This window comes from Cupriavidus sp. FW216-B1 (assembly GCF_058789195.1).
In genome coordinates this window covers 1-1,193 of record NZ_JBYTEL010000052.1, presented here as the reverse complement: position 1 = coordinate 1,193, position 1,193 = coordinate 1, and the positions used below count along the sequence as shown (strand labels likewise).

Annotated in this window: 1 protein-coding gene; it reads right to left on the bottom strand. The window is 57.1% G+C overall.

What is annotated here, in order from left to right; all coding sequences use genetic code 11:
- Positions 1-39 precede the first annotated feature (39 nt).
- Positions 40-1,127, bottom strand: a protein-coding gene (locus AC3WXD_RS34920; RefSeq protein WP_086003188.1) for an IS3 family transposase whose coding sequence is annotated in 2 segments (ribosomal slippage) — positions 40-878 and positions 878-1,127 — 1,089 coding nt in all. Because the reading frame shifts where the segments join, the coding sequence is not laid out codon by codon here.
- Positions 1,128-1,193 lie beyond the last annotated feature (66 nt).

The window sequence follows — 1,193 nt, the reverse complement described above, 5'->3', positions numbered from 1 at the left end:
GGTAATGCCCCCGTTTTCCACAGTCGGCAGAAGTAGAAACTAAGCGGCCATGGCCAGCCGCTGCTTCGGGGTAAAGCCGCCCAATGCCATATTTGGGCGCTCGTGATTGTAAGTCCACATCCAGTCGGCCGCTGCCTGCCGAACCTGCTCCAGGTCTTCCCACAGATATTGCGAGAGCCATTCGTATCGCGCGGTCCGATTGAACCGTTCGATGTACGCGTTCTGTTGCGGCTTGCCCGGCTCAATGTATTCCAGCCGTATACCTAGCTTCTGCGTCCAAGTCACGATGGCTGTGCTCAGGTATTCTGGGCCGTTGTCACAACGAATTACCTTCGGCTTGCCACGCCATTCCATGTGCTGCTCCAGCGTGCGAATCACCCGCTCGGACGGCAGCGAGAAATCCACCTCAATGCCCAGCGCCTCGCGGTTGAAATCATCAATCACGTTCAGCGTCCGGATGCTGCGCCCGTCAACGAGCTGGTCATGCATGAAGTCCATTGACCACACTTCGTTGATGGCATGCGGCACCGACAGCGGCTGCGGCGTTTCGCGCACCAAGCGTTTCTTCGGCTTGATGCGCAGGTTCAGCTCCAGCTCCCGATAAATCCGGTAGATGCGCTTGTGGTTCCACCCGAATCCCTGCACGTTACGCAAGTAGTAATAGCACAGCAGAAAGCCCCAGTTGCGATGACAGCCCGTGATACGCATCAGCCAGTCTGCAATCTCTTCGTTCTCCGTGTTCAACTTCGCCTCGTATCGGTAGCACGACTCGCTGATGCCGAACACTGTGCACGCCACACGAATTGACACGCGGCGCTGTTGCACAACCTGCTTTGCCATCTCGCGCCGGCGAGATGGCTTCAGAACTTTTTTTGCAGCGCCTCCGAGGCAATCTCAGCCTTGAGCTTCTCCTCGATGTACATCTTGCGCAGCCGGGCATTCTCCGCCTCGAGCTCCTTCATGCGCGACATCATCGACGCGTCCATCCCGCCGTACTTCGAGCGCCATTTGTAGAACGTTGCCGAACTGATGCCCAGTTCCCGGCATAGCTCCGGCACCGCAAGCCCAGCCTCCGCGCGCTTGAGCGCCTCCAATATCTGGCTATCTGTGAATCTCGACTTCTTCATCTGCAGAACTCCCTCTTAACGAGAAAATTCTACTTCTCCCAGCGGTGGATTTCAGGGGGTATTACC